Source organism: Streptococcus sp. 339 (assembly GCF_013277285.1).
In the GTDB taxonomy this organism is placed as follows: domain Bacteria; phylum Bacillota; class Bacilli; order Lactobacillales; family Streptococcaceae; genus Streptococcus; species Streptococcus pseudopneumoniae.
In genome coordinates, this window is record NZ_VMMR01000083.1 from 1 (window position 1) to 18,604 (window position 18,604).

At 40.6% G+C, this 18,604-nt stretch carries 17 protein-coding genes; 5 read left to right on the forward strand and 12 right to left on the reverse strand.

Annotation, left to right across the window (positions count from 1 at the left end):
- The coding region (locus HT736_RS11460) for a hypothetical protein (protein ID WP_205380671.1) at positions 1-270 on the forward strand (270 nt) is incomplete at its 5' end.
- A 33-nt stretch (positions 271-303) separates the two neighbouring features.
- Here HT736_RS11460 and pflB read toward each other — a convergent pair.
- Positions 304-2,628, reverse strand: a complete 2,325-nt coding sequence (gene pflB, locus HT736_RS09425; protein ID WP_000260631.1) for a formate C-acetyltransferase — start codon at positions 2,626-2,628, stop codon at positions 304-306.
- A gap of 238 nt (positions 2,629-2,866) precedes the next feature.
- Here pflB and dinB point away from each other — a divergent pair, with 238 nt between their 5' ends.
- Positions 2,867-3,928, forward strand: coding sequence for a DNA polymerase IV (gene dinB / locus HT736_RS09430; RefSeq protein ID WP_000904576.1), 1,062 nt, complete (start codon positions 2,867-2,869; stop codon positions 3,926-3,928).
- Between the two features lie 106 nt (positions 3,929-4,034).
- Here dinB and HT736_RS09435 read toward each other — a convergent pair whose 3' ends face one another.
- Positions 4,035-4,880: an undecaprenyl-diphosphate phosphatase gene (locus tag HT736_RS09435; RefSeq protein ID WP_000280764.1), complete on the reverse strand. Its 846-nt coding sequence runs from the start codon at positions 4,878-4,880 to the stop codon at positions 4,035-4,037.
- 59 nt (positions 4,881-4,939) lie between these two features.
- Entirely contained in the window at positions 4,940-6,829 is a 1,890-nt protein-coding gene (locus HT736_RS09440; protein ID WP_172930980.1) for a DUF2207 domain-containing protein, read from the reverse strand.
- Positions 6,830-6,966: 137 nt separating this feature from the next.
- Here HT736_RS09440 and HT736_RS09445 point away from each other — a divergent pair, with 137 nt between their 5' ends.
- Together HT736_RS09445 and HT736_RS09450 are read left to right on the forward strand one after the other, a co-directional pair.
- Entirely contained in the window at positions 6,967-8,532 is a 1,566-nt protein-coding gene (locus HT736_RS09445; RefSeq protein ID WP_023937414.1) for an ABC transporter substrate-binding protein/permease, read from the forward strand.
- Positions 8,532-9,272 (forward strand): amino acid ABC transporter ATP-binding protein, encoded by a 741-nt coding sequence (locus tag HT736_RS09450; protein ID WP_000189488.1) that lies wholly within the window; start codon positions 8,532-8,534, stop codon positions 9,270-9,272. Before HT736_RS09445 ends, HT736_RS09450 begins: the two co-directional genes overlap by 1 nt.
- A gap of 108 nt (positions 9,273-9,380) precedes the next feature.
- Here HT736_RS09450 and HT736_RS09455 read toward each other — a convergent pair whose 3' ends face one another.
- The 9 genes from HT736_RS09455 to rpmB form a co-directional block, all read right to left on the reverse strand.
- Positions 9,381-9,596: a hypothetical protein gene (locus HT736_RS09455; RefSeq protein ID WP_001130036.1), complete on the reverse strand. Its 216-nt coding sequence runs from the start codon at positions 9,594-9,596 to the stop codon at positions 9,381-9,383.
- Positions 9,597-10,425: 829 nt separating this feature from the next.
- Complete coding sequence (gene ilvA, locus HT736_RS09460) at positions 10,426-11,676, reverse strand: threonine ammonia-lyase IlvA (RefSeq protein WP_000952969.1); 1,251 nt, start codon at positions 11,674-11,676, stop codon at positions 10,426-10,428.
- Between the two features lie 50 nt (positions 11,677-11,726).
- Positions 11,727-12,083 (reverse strand): hypothetical protein, encoded by a 357-nt coding sequence (locus HT736_RS09465; protein ID WP_023939147.1) that lies wholly within the window; start codon positions 12,081-12,083, stop codon positions 11,727-11,729.
- Positions 12,084-12,167: 84 nt separating this feature from the next.
- The gene (gene ilvC / locus HT736_RS09470; protein ID WP_000290683.1) at positions 12,168-13,190 is read right to left on the reverse strand and encodes a ketol-acid reductoisomerase; all 1,023 of its coding nucleotides are present in this window, start codon (positions 13,188-13,190) and stop codon (positions 12,168-12,170) included.
- A 65-nt stretch (positions 13,191-13,255) separates the two neighbouring features.
- On the reverse strand, positions 13,256-13,732 hold the full coding sequence (gene ilvN, locus HT736_RS09475; RefSeq protein ID WP_001253803.1) for an acetolactate synthase small subunit: 477 nt from the start codon (positions 13,730-13,732) through the stop codon (positions 13,256-13,258).
- Positions 13,725-15,425 (reverse strand): acetolactate synthase large subunit, encoded by a 1,701-nt coding sequence (locus HT736_RS09480; protein WP_000411733.1) that lies wholly within the window; start codon positions 15,423-15,425, stop codon positions 13,725-13,727. Before HT736_RS09480 ends, ilvN begins: the two co-directional genes overlap by 8 nt.
- Before the next feature lie 205 nt (positions 15,426-15,630).
- Positions 15,631-17,298, reverse strand: a complete 1,668-nt coding sequence (locus tag HT736_RS09485) for a DAK2 domain-containing protein (RefSeq protein WP_172930981.1) — start codon at positions 17,296-17,298, stop codon at positions 15,631-15,633.
- Positions 17,299-17,300: 2 nt separating this feature from the next.
- Positions 17,301-17,666, reverse strand: coding sequence for an Asp23/Gls24 family envelope stress response protein (locus HT736_RS09490; protein WP_000216436.1), 366 nt, complete (start codon positions 17,664-17,666; stop codon positions 17,301-17,303).
- Positions 17,667-17,820: 154 nt separating this feature from the next.
- Positions 17,821-18,009: a 50S ribosomal protein L28 gene (rpmB, locus tag HT736_RS09495; protein WP_001140948.1), complete on the reverse strand. Its 189-nt coding sequence runs from the start codon at positions 18,007-18,009 to the stop codon at positions 17,821-17,823.
- Between the two features lie 390 nt (positions 18,010-18,399).
- Between rpmB and HT736_RS09500 the strand changes: the two genes are divergently transcribed.
- On the forward strand, positions 18,400-18,604 hold a 205-nt coding region (locus HT736_RS09500), incomplete at its 3' end, for a helix-turn-helix domain-containing protein (protein ID WP_172930982.1).

Genomic DNA, 18,604 nt, shown 5'->3' on the forward strand with positions numbered 1-18,604 from the left:
ACTGCGTCAGATCTATCTGCAACCTCAAAACAGTGTTTTGAGCAACCTGAGGATAGCTTCCTAGTTTGCTCTTTGATTTTCATTGAGGATTATTTTCAAATCCCCCCAACTCAACAAGTATCTTTGAATTCCAGTCAATTTCTAGCACTGTTTGAAACGTTTCAGCGGGCTATTTCAGATTCGGTCCACTATTCCTTTCCAAAAACATTGCATATTGCGCCGAAGGAATTGCTCACACTATCCCCAAGCACAAAACCCTCAGTCGACTGACCGAGGGTTCCTTTTCATTATTCAAGAACTTGATTAGCTCAATGCATCCAAGGCATCATCCATTGAAAGAACTTCGTGGAAGACACGTTGTGTCAATTCAGTTTTTTGTTCTGGAGTGAGGTATTTAGTGTTTACACAGTATCCAGAGATACGTACGATAACGTCTTCACCTGACATAATCTTTTCGTAAACATCGTTCAAGTCCATAACGTTCAAGTTAACGTGTTGTCCACCGTTTTCGAAGTAACCATCAAGGATTGTTACCAAGTTATCAACTTGTTCGTCACGAGTCTTACCAAGAGCGCGAGGTGATACTTGTGTAGTCAATGAGATACCATCAGCTGCATAACTAAAGTCAAGGCTAGAAAGTGAATTCAAGTTTTGCAACCATCCACCTTTAGCTTTGTTAGATGGGTTAGCACCTGGTGAGAAGAATTCAAGTTTAGACAAGTTCACAGAACCATCTTCGTTGAGGTATACACCTTTGTGGACTGGTGAGTTACCAGTTTGTTTAGAGTAAGCAACGTTAGATGTGATTGTCAAAAGTGATACAGTAGCTTCTGCGTCTTTGTAAAGTTTGTGGCTACGTAGACGAGTAGTGTAAGCTTCGATCAACCATTCTGCCAATTCGTTTGAACGTGGGTCATCTTCACCCCAACGTGGGTATTCACCGATTGTTTCGTAATCGTAGATATAGCCATTTTCATCACGGATTGGTTTAACTGTAGCGTATTTGATAGCTGACAATGTGTCAACAGTGTTGGCAAATCCACAGATACCGAATCCCATGTTCGCACGTTGTTTAGTTGGCAAGAATGCCATTTGAACAGCTTCGTAGTTGTACTTATCAGTCATGTAGTGGATGATGTTCAAAGCATCTACGTAAGTGTCAGTCAACCAGTCAAGAGATTTTTCAAAGTTAGCTTTAACTGATTCAAATTCAAGAACTTCGTCACGGATTGGTTCGATGTCAAATACTTTGTAGTCTTTGTGAACATCGTCGTAACCACCGTTCAAACCAGTAAGAAGGGCTTTCAATACGTTTACACGCGCACCGAAGTACTGGATGTTGTGGCGTTGTTCTTCATTTTCTGGGTCAAGTGGAGACACACAGCATGAGATACAACTCATTTCACCATATCCGTCTTTAGCCATTGTTGTTACACCTTCGTATTGGATAGAAGAGTGTTTGTGGCTCATGTGCATACAGTAGCGGCGGAAGTTGTATGGCAATTTATCAGTCCAAAGAACTGTCAAGTTTGGTTCTGGAGAGTTACCGATGTTGTCAAGAGTGTTCAAGAAACGGTAGTCCATCTTAGTAACACGGTGACGACCGTCGTTACCCATACCAGCCATAGAAGTTGTGATGAAAGTTGGGTCACCTGAGTACAATTGGTCGTAAGCTTTTGTCCGAGCAAATTTAACTGTACGAAGTTTCATAACGAAATCATCAACGAATTCTTGGATTTCTGATTCAGTAAATGTACCACGAGCAAGGTCACGTTCTGCAAAGATGTCCAAAACGATTGGTACACGTCCTAGAGATGTAGCAGCACCGTTGATAACACGGCAGACAGACATGAAGGCGATGTTAACCCATTGGATCGCTTCTTTAACGTTCATCGCTGGTTTGCGAACATCAACTCCGTAAAGGTCACCCAAGCGAACAACTTGTTGCAATGCTTGGTATTGAAGGTTGATTTCTTCACGAAGACGGATTGTTTCTTCATCAATTTCTTCGATTGCATTCCAGTCGTTTACTTTTTCTTGCATCAAGTAGTCTGCACCGTAAAGAGCAAGACGTGCGTAAACACCGATGATACGTCCGCGTGAGTATGCATCTGGAAGACCAGTTACAGTGTGTGCGTGACGTGCGCGACGAATGTTTGAAGTGTAGGCACGGAAGATACCGTCGTTAACTGTTGTTACGTATTTAGTAAAGATTTCGTGAACAGCTGGATCTGGTTCGTATCCATTTTCTTTCAAAGTTGTTTCAGCCATACGGATACCACCTTTTGGCATGAAGTTCAATTTGAAGAGTTCATCGTTTTGGATACCGAAGATAACTTCATTTTCTTTATCGATAAATCCTGCTGGGATATCAGCGATAGATGTTGGACGAGTGTCCATTGGGAAACGAGTTTCTTCGTAGTGAGCCTTCGTTTCTTCTACAATTTTTTTGATGTGAAGTGAACGTTCTGTTGGTCCTGCAAGGAAGCTTTCGTCTCCATCGTAAGGTGTGTAGTTAGCTTGTACGAAGCGTGATACACTTGCTTTTTCTTTCCAATCTACGCCTTTGAAGCCTTCCCAAGCTTTGTCAAAAATATCTTGTGCTTCAACAACTGTTTTAACAACCATGTTAATGTCCTCTTTTTTCTTTCTAGTAACAACCATCTGTTACATTCATGAGACAAGCATACCATACAGTAACCGATTTCAACAAGTGGAAAATCCCTATTTTTACACTTTCTTTTCTAAAACAGTCTATATTTTATTTCAAACTGTATTATATTTTTGAAAAAATAAAGTCCTTTTTTCTTTTTTTCAGAAAAAAGGGTATAATAAAAGAAAATAAGCGGTAAAAAGGGGGCTAGGCATGTTGATTTTTCCTTTGTTAAATGATTTGTCAAGAAAAATCATCCATATTGACATGGATGCCTTTTTTGCTGCGGTGGAAATCAGAGATAATCCTAAACTCAGAGGAAAACCTGTCATTATCGGCAGTGACCCTCGGCAAACAGGTGGGCGGGGAGTCGTTTCTACCTGTAGCTATGAGGCACGAGCTTTTGGTATCCATTCAGCCATGAGCTCTAAGGAAGCCTATGAGCGTTGTCCCCAGGCCGTCTTCATCTCGGGGAATTATGAGAAATACAAAGCTGTGGGACTCCAGATTCGAGCTATCTTTAAGCGCTATACAGATTTAATAGAACCCATGAGCATTGACGAAGCCTATTTGGATGTGACAGAAAATAAACTCGGGATCAAGTCAGCGGTCAAAATTGCTCGCCTCATTCAAGAGGATATCTGGCAAGAACTCCATCTAACTGCTTCTGCTGGCGTTTCTTACAACAAATTCTTGGCTAAAATGGCCAGTGATTATCAAAAACCACATGGTTTGACAGTGATTCTACCTGACCAAGCTGAGGATTTCCTCAAACAAATGGATATTTCCAAGTTTCATGGAGTAGGAAAAAAGACTGTAGAACGTCTTCATCAAATGGGCGTTTTTACTGGCGCTGACCTACTTGAAGTCCCTGAAGTGACCCTAATAGATCGTTTTGGTAGACTGGGTTATGACCTTTATCGAAAGGCTCGTGGCATCCACAATTCCCCAGTCAAATCCAATCGCATCCGTAAGTCAATCGGGAAGGAGAAAACCTATGGGAAGATTCTCCGTGCCGAGGAAGATATCAAAAAAGAGCTGACTCTTCTATCAGAAAGAGTCGCTCTCAATCTCAGTCAACAAGAAAAATCTGGAAAAATTGTCATTTTGAAAATCCGCTACGAGGACTTTTCAACTCTCACTAAACGAAAAAGTCTAGCTCAAAAAACACAGGATGCTAGCCAGATAAGCCAAATAGCCCTACAACTCTATGAAGAATTAAGCGAGAAAGAAAGAGGTGTCCGCCTGCTGGGGATTACCGTGACTGGATTTTGAAACTCAATGAAAATCAAANNTTTGAGGTTGCAGATAGAGCTGACGCGGTCTGAAGAGATTTTCAAAGAGTATAAAACCTTGAAGAGCTGCCCCTTCAAGGTTTTTCTTATACAAATAAACGGACAAAACTGTAAAGTAGCAAGACACTACCAAGCACGATGCGGTATTTACCAAAAAGGGTAAAATCGTGTTTTTTCACATAACTTGTCAAAAAGCGAATAGCCACCATGCTGACTGCAAAAGCGACTCCCATCGCAACCAAGAGCAAGAACAATTGTCCAAAGCTCAAGAGCTGTCCTGCTTTCAAAAATTTGAAAATCTTTAAGGCACTAGCTCCAAACATAACAGGAATCCCTAGATAGAAGGTAAATTCTGTCACAACTGAACGACTGGTTCCATTTAACAAACCACCGACGATTGTAGCTCCAGAACGGCTTGTCCCTGGTAAAAGGGCAAGAACTTGGAAGAGTCCGATATAGAAAGCTGTTGTATAAGGAAGCTTGTCCAACTCTGTCACACTTGGCTCGATAGCACGCGCTTTATTACGTTTTTCCAAATAGATAAAGGCAATCCCATAGATAATCAACATGAGAGCAACAGAAACCATGTTATGGAAGTGGGTATCAAACCAATCATCAAACTTAAAGACGGCAAGTAAAGGCAAGGTCGCAATCAAGACCTTCAGCCATAGTCTCCAAGTCTTACGAACTTCCTGCTTGTCCTTAGTCGGTTTGAAAGGATTGAGCTTGTTAAAGTAGATTACCATGACCGCCAAAATCGCACCAAGCTGAATCACGACATTAAACATGGAAATAAAGGCTTCGTTTTGATTTTGGTATTGGATAAATTCCTCTGCTAAAATCAAGTGACCTGTACTGGAAATCGGCAACCATTCCGTAATTCCTTCAACAATCCCGAAGAAGATAGATTTTAAAATTTCAATAAGATACATAGATTACTCCTTTTTCTATCTTCCATTATAGCATATTTTTCAATCTATGGCAGTTCTCTTTAAAAGGCACCGATACTTCCACCACCTCCGCCTCCAGAGAAACCACCGCCAGAACTTCCACTTCCAGAAGATACAGAGTAGGTACTTGCTGTATTTGCGACACTGGCATAATGGCTCATTTGCGCGCTTGAATGATAAAACATACTGTGCCAGCCATAAGCTACATAGAGGTTGATATCTGGATTTTCCACTTGAATCTGATGAACCTTCATCAAATGGCTGACCTTGTCCGCATAGCCAAATAAGGTCGCATAGACCAAGAGGCGATTCCAGACCACAATACTTTCCAATTCAGCCTGATCCAATCGCGCAATCTCACGCAACATATTTTCAAAACTGGTCCAGAGATAGTAGACCTCTGCTCCTGCTTCATTTAGGACACCATCACGATTATCTAATCGAAGCTTCCAATAATAGAAAACAGCCAAAACCAAACCTAGAAAACCAAGTATTGGCAAGGGGAGGTAAAGATAGCCATAAACGTCCAAACTGTACAAGAACAAACCAAATCCAATAAATAGGGGCAAGATAGTGGAGAGTCCCATACCCACTTGCAAGGCCTTTTCCCCACCAGTTAAAGGACGATAGTAATCTGGGAGCCCCCAGAAGAAAACCCTGTCTCTGACCCCTTCTTGCATCTCTTTTAATACTGCTTCGAAAGAAGATTTAAGCTGACGCCCCTTTGCTTGAATCCGTTTTTCATCAGAGACTTTTGCTCTACGATAAAGACTATCAGATACCTTGTAATCCGCAAACAAATTGGAAAGAGTTTCTTCTTTTTTGCCTGAAAAAGCCAGATTTAGACAGTCTTTCTCAAAGCTTGACAAACCATCTTCTTTTACTAGCCTCAAACCAACTGCATCTCCTTCTGAAATGATAGAGACATTTCCACGGTCTATCACATCTAGCAAGGTAGCTTGAATAAGTTGGTCAAAGGTGAATTTGCCAGCCCCCTTGACCAAGGGACTCACTTCCTCCAAGGAGGTCGAGTAGACAGCCTCTGATAAAACCATAGGCTCTAATTCCATTGGTGGTTCATAGAGACGATGATTTTTGGCATATTTGACTGAAGGAGTGGTCTTTCTTCTATAGATAAAATAGAAGCAGACACTCAATAACAAGGAGATAGAAAGTATCGAAGGTAAGACCCAAGTAAGGAGTTGTTTACTTTGCTCTTTTTCTTTAACAATCGAGTCTTCTACCTTATTAAATTCTTCTAAATGATTTCCTTTCAATCCCTGATCCCTAGCGCTAGCAAAATCAGTTCGAGGCCAATAGGCATGCAATTCAACTCCACGCTTAGCCGGAAGATTGTCCAAACGAATAGTATAATCAAGGCTACTCTTTTCAATCGTTCCCTCTCTAAAAAGTTTCCCTATATGGAAAAAGAGTTTTTCAGCTCCCTTGTCTCCCCTTACATGAAATTCAAACTTGCCAATAGCCCCTGAACTATCTGTTAAAGGTTGCCAATTTAATTCAGCAATGTCATCATATAGGAAAAGCAAATTTTTTAAGTTCCATGTAAGCTCAACTTCAACTGTGTCGCCTTCCTGGCCTGGATTATAGACTCTCACAGTATAACCATTCGCTTCTTCTGTCACTTCGCTCGTAACGTCTGCTAGTTCAGCACCATTTTTCGCAGCCTGAACCTTTGGATGAGGATCAATGTCAAATCCACTAGGCATCTTGCCAGCACGTCCAAGTCCCACGATTTGGCCCTTAAAGTCCTCCTCAAACTGATAAACTATCTTTTGTCTAAATTCTGCCGTATTGTCTGCATGAATATACAAATCCCCTTGATAAGAGTTTATCTTGAAATCAATGGCGAAAACAGAAAGTGGCAGAAGGCAAAACAAGCCAAACATCAGTAAGAAAAAAGTTTTTTTCATCAACTAAGCCCCCTTTTTATCTTTCTTATCATTATAGCATTTTTTCGTAAGTAAAGGCTTACTTATGTTGAAAAATTACGCATTTTTCGATAAAATAGGAGACAGTTATTTTTTAATAGATTAGAATAGGAGAAATCATGAGAAAAATATACTTATCTATTTTCACAAGTCTCTTGCTGATGCTAGGACTTGTCAATGTTGCTCAAGCCGATGAATATTTACGCATCGGGATGGAAGCAGCATATGCCCCCTTTAACTGGACCCAGGATGATGATAGCAATGGAGCTGTCAAAATCGATGGAACCAACCAGTATGCCAACGGATACGATGTTCAAATCGCCAAGAAAATCGCTAAGGACTTAGGTAAAGAACCTTTGGTTGTTAAAACCAAGTGGGAAGGTCTAGTCCCTGCCCTTACTTCTGGTAAGATTGACATGATTATCGCAGGTATGAGTCCTACTGCCGAGCGTAAACAAGAAATTGCCTTTTCAAGCAGTTACTACACTAGCGAACCAGTTTTGCTTATCAAAAAAGATTCTGCCTACGCAAATGCTAAATCTTTGGATGACTTTAATGGTGCGAAAATCACTTCTCAACAAGGTGTCTACCTCTACGACTTGATTGCACAAATCTTAGGTGCTAAAAAAGAAACAGCTATGGGAGACTTCGCTCAAATGCGCCAAGCTCTTGAGGCTGGTGTCATCGATGCCTATGTTTCTGAACGCCCAGAAGCTCTGACTGCTGAAGCTGCTAACTCTAAGTTCAAGATGGTCCAAGTAGAACCAGGTTTCAAAACTGGGGAAGAAGATACAGCTATCGCCATTGGACTTCGTAAAGATGACAATCGTATTAGCCAAATCAATGCCAGCATCGAAACCATTTCAAAAGATGACCAAGTTGCCTTGATGGATCGTATGATCAAGGAACAACCTGCCGAATCTACAACAACTGAAGAGACTAGCAGTAGTTTCTTCAGCCAAGTCGCTAAAATTCTTTCTGAAAACTGGCAACAACTCTTGCGTGGTGCGGGTGTCACCCTTTTAATCTCTATCGTCGGAACTATCACAGGTCTCATTATTGGACTTGCCATTGGTGTTTTCCGTACTGCTCCTCTCTCTGAAAATAAAGCCATTTATAGCCTACAAAAACTAGTCGGCTGGATCCTCAATGTCTACATTGAAATTTTCCGTGGTACGCCAATGATCGTTCAATCGATGGTTATCTACTATGGAACTGCCCAAGCTTTCGGTATCAACCTTGATCGCACACTGGCTGCTATCTTCATCGTTTCGATTAACACTGGTGCCTACATGACTGAAATCGTCCGTGGTGGTATCCTAGCAGTTGACAAGGGACAATTTGAAGCTGCTACTGCTCTTGGTATGACCCATAACCAAACCATGCGTAAGATTGTCCTGCCTCAGGTTGTCCGTAACATCCTACCTGCAACTGGTAATGAATTTGTCATCAATATCAAAGATACATCTGTATTGAACGTTATCTCTGTTGTCGAACTTTATTTCTCAGGAAATACCGTGGCAACTCAAACCTATCAATACTTCCAGACATTTACAATCATCGCCGTGATTTACTTTGTCCTCACCTTCACCGTAACACGTATCCTACGCTTCATCGAACGCAGAATGGACATGGATACCTATACTACAGGTGCTAACCAAATACAAACGGAGGATTTTAAATAATGACACAAGCAATCCTTGAAATTAAACACCTCAAAAAATCCTATGGCCAAAACGAAGTGCTAAAAGACATTTCACTCACTGTCCACAAGGGAGAGGTAATCTCTATCATCGGAAGCTCTGGAAGCGGGAAATCGACCTTCCTACGCTCCATCAACCTACTTGAAACACCAACTGATGGACAAATCCTTTATCATGGACAAAATGTCCTCGAAAAAGGCTATGACCTCACGCAATACCGTGAAAAGTTGGGGATGGTGTTCCAATCCTTTAACCTCTTTGAAAATCTCAACGTGCTTGAAAACACAATTGTCGCTCAGACAACTGTCCTTAAACGCGAACGCACAGAAGCTGAAAAGACTGCCAAAGAAAACCTAGAAAAAGTCGGCATGGGAGAACGCTACTGGCAAGCGAAGCCAAGACAACTCTCAGGGGGTCAAAAACAACGTGTGGCCATCGCTCGTGCCCTCTCCATGAATCCGGACGCTATTCTCTTTGATGAACCAACATCAGCTCTCGATCCAGAAATGGTTGGAGAAGTCCTCAAAATCATGCAAGATCTGGCTCAGGAAGGCTTGACCATGATTGTCGTAACCCACGAAATGGAATTCGCCCGTGATGTCTCTCACCGTGTTATCTTTATGGATAAGGGTGTGATTGCTGAAGAAGGCAAACCAGAAGATCTCTTCACCAATCCTAAAGAAGACCGTACAAAAGAATTCCTTCAACGCTATCTCAAATAAAAAGAAAAGGCTGCCTCAACCGTGCAGTCTTTTTGCTGTCCTCAAAATGAAAAGGCAGATTCTCTATCTCTACTACTTGAGGGTCAAGAATCCGCCGTTATCCAAAGATTAATCTTCAAATTTTTCATGATTTTTTTCATAGAAATCAATTAGGCCTAGGGCTGTTTCAAATGAAATATTTTTTACTTTTGCACGACCCTGCGCCAGAGCAATGATAGACATTTCACGCGCATTCGTTTCCTTAGAGATACGGTAGCCTGTGATTTTCTTATCACGAACCCAGCCAACAACTGATTCTACTTTTTCAAAGTTTGACTTAGCCATGTTTTTCTCCTATTTTCTTCTTTACAATACTTAATTGTATACGTTTTTACTACTTTTGTCAATAAAAAAACATATATTCAATAAAATAAATGACCCAGAATCTTCTTACTTCCTTTTTAAAGCCGATAATATATAGTTTTCCGCTTACTATAACCCATCAGTATGCTCCTAAAAAACAATTGCATTATTAAACTTTAAATTTGTAAAAATATTCACGTATGCTGAATACCAGTTTCTTAATAGGATAGACAGGATTTACTATTTCATTCTATCTATTCCTTTTAAATCAACAAGCCCACTAAAGATAGTCTTTCACTCCTCACTATCTCTAAATCATTCCGTTTTCTTTCTCCTTCTTTGGTTCCTTTCCTGTCCTTATCTATATCTTATCCATTTCACAACCGGTACTACTTACTTTGTACAATCTTGCATCTTCTGATTACATACCCACTTTCCAGCTAGTCATTTAAAATCAGTATCACTAGCTATTGCATGTCTAGCACTATTGTCTATCTCACGAGTTTTTCGACCAACTCACCTAGCAGTCATCTCACAAACATTGATTATTTTTTTTGATTCCTATTATATTTAGAGAAATCTCAAATTAGGGATATATACAATTGGGGATTTCAAAAAATTTCCTTATATATAGTAAGTAATTCTGCCGCCTTAATATAAACAGAATCGAAAATAATAGGTGTTATAGTGAGTTGTAGTAGAAATAGCACGATAAGCTTCCTAAAACCATAGGAATCGCCCCCTTTCTTCACTATCATTATAACACCTATACATTAGTTGTGCAAATAATATGATATTTTTTTATTAGTCCTCAGACAAGCATATTATAGAGCGTTTCATTCCCATTTAAGTTAATATAAGCTGGATCAAAACCTTCCATTCGACGAATTAAGCCTGCATAATCATGCTTATCTGCCAAAGCGATCCCAATCAATACTGGACCTGTTCCCTTACTAGCTCGCTTGATATACTCAAAACGGGTGATATCATCATTTGGCCCCAAGATATCATTTACAAACTCACGCAAAGCTCCTGGACGCTGTGGGAAATTGACCACAAAGTAATGTTTGATCCCATCATAAATCAAGGCACGCTCTTCCATTTCTGGCATACGGTTGATATCATTATTCCCTCCAGAAATGATACAACAAATGGTTTTCCCCTTGATATATTCAGCTAAAACCTCTAAAGAGGCGATACTAGCTGCTCCAGCAGGTTCTGCAACAATCCCTTGCTTAGAGTAGAGGTCAATCAAAGTTTCAGAAATCAATCCCTCATCGACACCTACCAAAGTTTGAACATGTTGACGCGTTGCTTCATAGGTCAACTGTCCTACCTTTTGCACAGCAATCCCATCCGCAAATTTGTCAATTTCTTTGAGTTTAACAGGTCCACCAGCTTCAAAAGCAGCTTTCATGGAACGCGCTCCATTAGCCTCTACCCCAATGACTTCAATTTCTGGACTTGTTTCCTTGATATAGGTAGAAACCCCGGCAATGAGACCGCCACCACCAACAGGGACCAAGACAGCATCAAAGTCAATCGATTCTTTTCGAGCTTCTTCTAAAATCTCATAAGCAACTGTTCCTTGACCCGCTTGGACATGAGTATCATCAAAGGGAGCAATAAAGGTACGATTTTCAGAGACTGTAAATTCTTGAGCTGCTTTGGCTGAGGCATCAAAGGTATCTCCAACTAGTTTAATGGTTACAAAGTCCCCGCCAAAAAAGCGAACTTGCCCGATTTTTTGTTGCGGAGTGGTAATGGGCATAAAAATAGTAGCAGGAATTTTCATCTCATTGCAGGTATAGGCTACTCCCTGCGCATGATTTCCCGCAGAAGCGCAGACTACCCCACGTTCACGCTCTTCCTTGCTGAGCTGGGAAATGGCATAATAGGCACCACGGATCTTAAAAGAACGAACACGCTGGGCATTTTCTTTTTTCAAATAAATCTTAGCACCATACTTCTCCGATAAATAATGGTCGTAATCCAGTGGGGTATTCACAACCACACCATTCAAGACCTTATGAGCCTTGATAATATCTTTTGAACTTAACATATAAAACCTCTTTTTCTATAAAAAACAGTCACTAATGACTGTTTTTTTAGTTATTCATCTCCAAAAACTTCAGCAACACTTTCATGATATTTATGAGCCATACGAATTGAAAACTCTTTAGGAAGTTCATAACGATTTGTGGAAATCCAATCATATAACCATTCTGCCAAACTTTCTTCACTATCATTACGATGGAAGATAAAATAGTTTAAAACTTCTTTATATTCTACATCATTCAAATCCAGCGTGTCTACAAATTGACTACGAGGAACAAAATTAGAATCTAATTTTCTTAGTTGATCTGTCAATTCTCCCAATTGTAAATCCAACTGAAAAAATAATTTTTGCAGTTGCCTATCAGTTTCATCACATCCTGTCTTGATAGAAAACAAATTGGTAATATTCATATGATTTCAACCCCTAAATAAGTATATCTAATATCCCACGAATAGCTGAAGCTACTATTTTAAGCAAAATTCTTTGCTTTCTAATTAGTTATAGATTTTGAATGCATCATCGTCGTTTTTACCAACGAAAGGCATTGCTTTACGCAATTCTGCACCAACTTTTTCAATTTCAAGGTTAGCTGCTTGTTCACGGTAAGCAGTCAATTTTGGACGTCCAGCTTTATAGTCATTTACAAAGTCATTTGCAAATTTACCATTTTGGATGTCTGCCAAGACAGCTTTCATATTTTCTTTAACTTGCTCAGTAATCACACGTGGACCTGATACATAGTCACCGTATTCAGCAGTGTTTGAAATAGATTGACGCATTTTCTTGAATCCACCTTCATAGATCAAGTCAACGATCAATTTCATTTCGTGAAGAACTTCAAAGTAAGCCAATTCTGGAGCGTAACCTGCTTCTGTCAAGACTTCGAAACCTGCTTCGATAAGGGCAGTCAAACCACCACAAAGTACAGCTTGTTCACCAAACAAATCTTCTTCAGTTTCTTCTTTGTAAGTTGTTTCAAGAAGACCTACACGAGCTGCTCCAACACCTTTACACCAGTCCATAGCAATGTTTTTCGCATTTCCTGTTGCATCTTGGTATACTGCGTAAAGAGCTGGTACACCAAATCCTTCTTCGTAAGTACGGCGTACCAAGTGCCCTGGTCCTTTAGGAGCACACATAAAGACATCTACATCCGCAGGAACTTTGATAAATTCGAAGTGAATGTTGAAACCATGAGCAAATCCAACTGCATTCCCAGCTTCCAAGTTTGGAGCGATTTCTGCTTCGTACAATTCTTGTTGGATTTCGTCTGGTGCCAAAATCATGATAACATCAGCCAATTTAGTTGCTTCTGCTACTGTGTAAGTGTCAAATCCATCTTCTTTTGCTTTGTCAAAAGATTTACCTGGACGTACACCGATGATGACATCGCGACCTGAGTCACGCAAGTTTTGAGCATGCGCATGTCCTTGTGAACCATAACCGATAACGGCGATTTTTTTACCGTCAAGTGCTGCTACTTTAACATCTTTTTCGTATTCCATTTGAACTGCCATAGTTTTTCTCTCTTTTCTATCATTTATTGCCTTTTAGGCTGGTTTAACAAATTTAAGTTGGATTTTTAGTCACGGGTAAATCCAGTTGCACCCGTTCGAGCAATATTGCGAATACCGTATGGTCGAATGACTCGTAATAGAGCTTCACTCTTTTCAGCATTTCCTGTCATCTGAATGGTAATCGAGCTTGGCGCTACGTCTACCACTGTTGCACGGAAAGGTTGAATAATCGCTAGAATCTCAGCTCGCTTCTCAGCTGGCGCTGACATCTTAACCAAAATCACCTCGCGCTCCAAATGAGGCTTGTCTGTAATATCACGAATGCGAATCACATCAATCTGACGATTGAGTTGCTTGATAATTTGCTCCACTTCATCATGAGAAGCAACATCAATAATAATGGTGATACGCGATACATTCGGATCTTCTGTTGCTCCAACAGAGATGCTTTCAATATTAACCTGACGACGAGATAAGACACCTGTAAAGCGATTGAGGACTCCTGAACGATTTTGTAGTTTTGCTGTTAACATTCTACGCATGGAACTTCACCCCCAACATCTCATGATTACTCTTACCAGCCGGTACCATTGGTAACACCTGTTCCTTACGAGAAATATCTACCTCAATTAGCATAGGAACATGCTCAGTGATGACTTCAAGGTCTTGAGCCAAGGTCTCAGGATTGTCAAACTTATAGTTTTTAATACCATAAGCCTGCGCCATCAATTGGAAATCAGGAAGGGTATCAAAGACCGACTCTGATGTTCTTCCTTCATAGAAGGATTCCTGCCACTGGCGAACCATTCCAAGTGAATGATTGTTCAGCATAACCACCTTGATTGGCACCTTGTAAATATTCAAAATAGCCAACTCCTGGTTGGTCATTTGGAAACCACCATCCCCAACAAACAAGACTACTTCCTTATCTGGGTTAGCAATTTTAGCCCCGATTGCTGCTGGAATTCCGAATCCCATGGTTCCTAAACCACCTGAAGTCACTAACTGACGTTCATTTTGGTAGGGATAATACTGGGCTGTCCACATTTGGTGTTGACCAACATCTGTTACCACAATGGCATCTCCATTCGTCAATTCACCAATGCGTTCAATAACTGCTTGCGGTTGAACCACACGCTCTTTCTTATCATAAGAACGAACACGGTTCTTGTCTTTAGTAACTTTCTCAATCCATTTCTCAGTATTGTTATGAACTGTCGGTTCTGCTAGCAACATTTGCAAGGCTTTCTTAGCATCTCCAACTACAGGAATATCTGCACTGATAATCTTGCCAATCTCGGCTGGGTCAATATCAATATGGGCAACCTTAGAATTCTTAGCAAAAGTCTTTGGATTTCCTGTCAAACGGTCATCAAAACGAGAGCCAATACTAATCATAAAGTCCGTCTCTGTCATTGCAATATTCGCTGCGAAAGAACCGTGCATCCCCCCCATTCCAAGGAAGAGTGGGTGAGTCGTTGCAATTGTTCCTTGACCTAAGAGAGTTGTTACGACTGGAATTTGATAGCGTTCTGCAAATTCATTTAATTCTGCCGCAGCCTCAGCATAACTAATTCCACCACCAGCTAACAAGACTGGCTTTTTAGCCTTGGACAATTGCTTCAAGATTTTCTTGATTTGCATATCATTTGGTTCAAGAGTCGGCTGATAGCTTGGTAGGTTCACTTCTGGTGAATAAATGAAGTCTGTTTCTAAAGCAGATACGTCTTTAGGTAGGTCAATGACGACTGGCCCTGGACGGCCTGTAGTCGCGATATGGACAGCTTCCGTGATGATACGCGGAATATCAGCTGTCTCACGAACTTGGTAATTGTACTTAGTGATTGGCATGGTAATTCCCACGATGTCTGCCTCCTGAAAGGCATCCTTCCCAATCCCTGCTCGCCCTACCTGACCTGTAAAGACCAAAAGGGGAACACTATCGCTCATGGCATCCGCAATCCCTGTAATGGCATTTGTTGCTCCCGGTCCGCTAGTAACGACGGCAACACCCAACTTTCCAGTTGATTTAGCATAACCTTCAGCTTCATGCAGACAACCTTGCTCATGGCGTCCTAGAATGTGGTGAATACCTTTAAAATTATATATCGCATCATAAAAAGGCAAGACTGCACCACCAGGATAACCAAAGATGGTATCAATTCCTAAATCACGAAGTGTTTCCAAAACTAGGTCCGAACCCGTCTTAGGAGATTCTAAACTGATTTTCTCCATTGTTCCCCTTTCTTTCCTCTTAAAAATAACTTGTTACTATCATACCATTTTTTAAAAAATTTTCAAGAGAAAAGAAGAAATTTTCTGAATTTTCTATTTTAACGTTTATTTATGAATGTTATTTTTGTTTTTATTAAAAAGATACCGTTTTCATTTACTAAAAAAGAAAAAAGAACTGATTTCTCAGTCCTTCATTAATCGGCTCTTATTCCACACTAAATAGATAGGGGTAAACAGGTTGTTGACCTTGGTGGATTTCAACTTCAAGATCCTCAAATTCTTCTGCGATTTCTTGAGCGATTTCATTGGCAAGTTCTTCGCTTCCGTCTTCACCGACATAGAAGGTTACGATTTCACTGTCTTCATCCAACATATGTTTCAAAGTTTCTGCCAAGGTTTGGTGCATGTCAGGGTTTGACACGAGGATTTTCCCATCCACCATACCTAGATTATCGTTTTCATGGATTTCTAAACCATCGATCGTTGTATCACGCACGGCTGTTGTGACGCTTCCGCTAACGACATCGCTAAGAGCAGCTGTCATACGCTCTTGGTTTTCTTCAATGGACTTGCTTGAATCAAAGGCAAGAAGACTTGTCAAACCTTGAGGAAGAGTGCGGGCCTCTACCACTACTGCTGGTTGCTCCAAAACTTCTGCCGCAGATTGAGCTGCCATGAAGATATTCTTGTTATTTGGCAGGAAGATGATGTTACGGGCATTGACCTGTTCAACAGCCTTGATAAAGTCTTCTGTTGAAGGGTTCATGGTTTGACCGCCTTCGATAACATAATCCACACCTTGAGAACGGAAGATATCTGCTAGACCTTTACCAGCCACCACAGCAATCAAAGCATACTCTTTTTCTTCAGCTGGCTTGCTAACTTGGGCAGTTTCTTTCTCAATCTGTGCTTCGTGTTGGTTACGCATATTGTCAACTTTTACCTTGACCAAGCTACCATATTTTAGACCTTCTTGCATGACAAGTCCTGGATCTTCTGTATGGACATGGACTTTGACGATTTCATCATCATTGACAACGAGGAGAGAATCTCCAAGTTCATTCAAGTAGTTACGGAATTCATCGTAGTCAAAATCTTTGGCATAGGTTGGACCTTGCTTAAGAGCTACCATGATTTCAGTACAGTAACCAAAGTTGATATCCTCAGTCGCCACATGACCAGCCACAGACTTGTGGTGCTCTGCATTGATCATTTCACTCATATTGGCAGGAGTCGCTACAAAGTCCTCAGATGCAATATATTCACCAGTAAGGGCAGAAAGGAAACCTTCGTAGATAAAGACCAATCCTTGACCACCTGAGTCCACAACGCCAACTTCCTTCAATACTGGAAGCATGTCTGGCGTTTTAGTTAGAGCTGTTTTAGCACCTTCCAAGGCTGCGCGCATGACTTCAACAGCATCATCTGTTTGCTCAGCTTTTTTCTTAGCACCGATAGCAGCCCCACGAGAAACTGTCAAAATCGTTCCTTCAACTGGTTTCATCACTGCCTTATAGGCAACTTCAACACCTGATTGGAAGGCAAGGGCCAAGTCTTGACCTGTTAACTCGTCTTTATCCTTGATGGCTTGTGAAAATCCACGGAAAAGCTGAGACATAATAACTCCTGAGTTCCCACGCGCACCCATCAAAAGCCCTTTAGCAAGAATGCTCGCTACCTCTCCAACTGTAGAAGCTGGCTTGTCTGCAACTTCTTTAGCTCCATTTTCGATGGTCATCCCCATGTTTGTTCCAGTATCTCCATCTGGAACAGGGAAGACGTTTAATGAATTGACATATTCAGCTTGCTTATTCAAGCGAGTTGATGCAGCCTGCACCATTTCTTGAAATAAGCTAGTAGTAATTTTTAACACGGTTATTCTCCTACAACTTTGATATTTTGAATGTAGACATTTACAGTCTGAGCAGTAATTCCAAGCTGGTTTTCCAAGCTAAAGGCAACACGCTCTTGAATGTTTTTTGACACTTCACTAATCTTTGTTCCGTAGCTTAACACGGTATACACATCAACTGCAATGCTTCCATCTTCGGCTGCCTTTACGACGACACCTTTGGAATAATTTTCCTTACCTAGAAGGGCTTGGAAATTATCTTTGAGGGCATTTTTACTAGCCATACCGACCACACCAAAAATTTCAGTTGCTGCTCCACCTACGACGGTTGCAATCACTTCATCTGTTAGTTCGATTTGACCATCTTTTGTATTAATTTTTACAGTCATCCTTTTTACCTCAACTAGTTGATACTCTATTTTATCATATTTCAGCCCAAGTGTAAAAGCAGAATACTGTATCAGCGGATATTTACTCTGCTTTTAAAATGATTTTTTCACTATGTCAAAAGAAAAAGACCCTGAGGTCTCCTTGCTTTTATTATTAAACGCGTTCAACTTTACCTGATTTCAAAGCGCGAGCTGAAGCCCAAACTTTTTTAGGTTTACCATCGATAAGAACAGTAACTTTTTGAAGGTTTGGTTTTACGGCACGTTTTGTTTGGTTCATCGCGTGTGAACGGTTGTTTCCTGATACAGTCTTACGACCTGTAAAGTAACATACTTTAGCCATTGTGTTTTCCTCCTATTAAATCTAATATAGCGGATGTGCTAGCACTACATACCGTACTATGTTATCACACTTTCTTCATTTTTGCAAGGGAATTGGAAGATTTTTTTATTTATTGTGATTCGAATGTGATATTGAAAGTTCTATAATGAAGTTAGCCATCCAGCCCTCCTAAAAATTAGATGGTTTAACTAGCTTATAGCTAGTACTCGATTTCATTTGATAAGAGGCTTGATGCTGTTAGGCTGACAAGCCAAGGCTAAGATTAGCCTTGGTTTAGCTGACAAAACTGCTTCAAGGGTTCCTCTTGTCAAATGAAAGCTCTTCTAGGCATAAGAAAACACCTCTGTGTTATACTTGTTGTTCAATCACAAACACAAGAAAGGCACAGAGATGAAAAGCCATTATACTACAAAAGCCAAACATTTGACAATCGATAGCCGTCGCTTAATCGAAAGATGGAAAAAAGAAGGGAAATCAAATAGAGAAATCGCCTCTTTACTTGGAAAAGCTCCTCAAACCATTCACAATGAAATCAAGCGTGGGACAGTCCGACAATGTCTTGGAAAAGGACGCTTTAAAGAGGTTTATTCTGCCG

Excerpts from the sequence above, each read along its gene's own strand:
- pflB (WP_000260631.1), bottom strand. The coding sequence starts at position 2,628 with ATGGTTGTTAAAACAGTTGTTGAAGCACAAGATATTTTTGACAAAGCT.
- dinB (WP_000904576.1), top strand. The coding sequence starts at position 2,867 with ATGTTGATTTTTCCTTTGTTAAATGATTTGTCAAGAAAAATCATCCAT.
- HT736_RS09435 (WP_000280764.1), bottom strand. The coding sequence starts at position 4,880 with ATGTATCTTATTGAAATTTTAAAATCTATCTTCTTCGGGATTGTTGAA.
- HT736_RS09440 (WP_172930980.1), bottom strand. The coding sequence starts at position 6,829 with ATGAAAAAAACTTTTTTCTTACTGATGTTTGGCTTGTTTTGCCTTCTG.
- HT736_RS09445 (WP_023937414.1), top strand. The coding sequence starts at position 6,967 with ATGAGAAAAATATACTTATCTATTTTCACAAGTCTCTTGCTGATGCTA.
- HT736_RS09450 (WP_000189488.1), top strand. The coding sequence starts at position 8,532 with ATGACACAAGCAATCCTTGAAATTAAACACCTCAAAAAATCCTATGGC.
- HT736_RS09455 (WP_001130036.1), bottom strand. The coding sequence starts at position 9,596 with ATGGCTAAGTCAAACTTTGAAAAAGTAGAATCAGTTGTTGGCTGGGTT.
- ilvA (WP_000952969.1), bottom strand. The coding sequence starts at position 11,676 with ATGTTAAGTTCAAAAGATATTATCAAGGCTCATAAGGTCTTGAATGGT.
- HT736_RS09465 (WP_023939147.1), bottom strand. The coding sequence starts at position 12,083 with ATGAATATTACCAATTTGTTTTCTATCAAGACAGGATGTGATGAAACT.
- ilvC (WP_000290683.1), bottom strand. The coding sequence starts at position 13,190 with ATGGCAGTTCAAATGGAATACGAAAAAGATGTTAAAGTAGCAGCACTT.
- ilvN (WP_001253803.1), bottom strand. The coding sequence starts at position 13,732 with ATGCGTAGAATGTTAACAGCAAAACTACAAAATCGTTCAGGAGTCCTC.
- HT736_RS09480 (WP_000411733.1), bottom strand. The coding sequence starts at position 15,425 with ATGGAGAAAATCAGTTTAGAATCTCCTAAGACGGGTTCGGACCTAGTT.
- HT736_RS09490 (WP_000216436.1), bottom strand. The coding sequence starts at position 17,666 with ATGACTGTAAAAATTAATACAAAAGATGGTCAAATCGAACTAACAGAT.
- rpmB (WP_001140948.1), bottom strand. The coding sequence starts at position 18,009 with ATGGCTAAAGTATGTTACTTTACAGGTCGTAAGACTGTATCAGGAAAC.